Genomic DNA, 354 nt, shown 5'->3' on the forward strand with positions numbered 1-354 from the left:
CGCACTATCGAGCCATCAATAAAGACCCATTCTATATCAGCAAGGTTGGCTAAGGCCTTGAATAAATGTGCTAGAACGCCTTTCTTAGACCATAAATGAAACCGTCTAAAGACCGTGCTCCAATGACCGAACTCTTTAGGTAAATCTCGCCAAGGGATACCTGTTCTAAGGCGGTAAAGAATACCTTCGAATGTTTGTCTATGTTCAGGTTTGTCATAAACACGGCCTGTGCTTTTCATTAAATGAAATAGCTTTTCCCAGCGTGCATCGGTTAGCATAAGTCTTGGCATGGCTTGAGGTTATGGTTACTTTTGGCGAAGCAAATTATAACGTCTTGCCATGCTGTCTAAAAAT

Annotated in this window: 1 protein-coding gene; it reads right to left on the bottom strand. The window is 41.8% G+C overall.

What is annotated here, in order from left to right; all coding sequences use genetic code 11:
• A partial coding sequence (locus KFE26_RS23755; RefSeq protein WP_212601929.1) for a transposase occupies positions 1–290 on the bottom strand: 290 nt, incomplete at its 3' end.
• Positions 291–354: the final 64 nt, after the last annotated feature.

This window comes from Shewanella sp. M16 (genome assembly GCF_018224605.1).
In the GTDB taxonomy this organism is placed as follows: Bacteria; Pseudomonadota; Gammaproteobacteria; order Enterobacterales; family Shewanellaceae; genus Shewanella; species Shewanella oncorhynchi.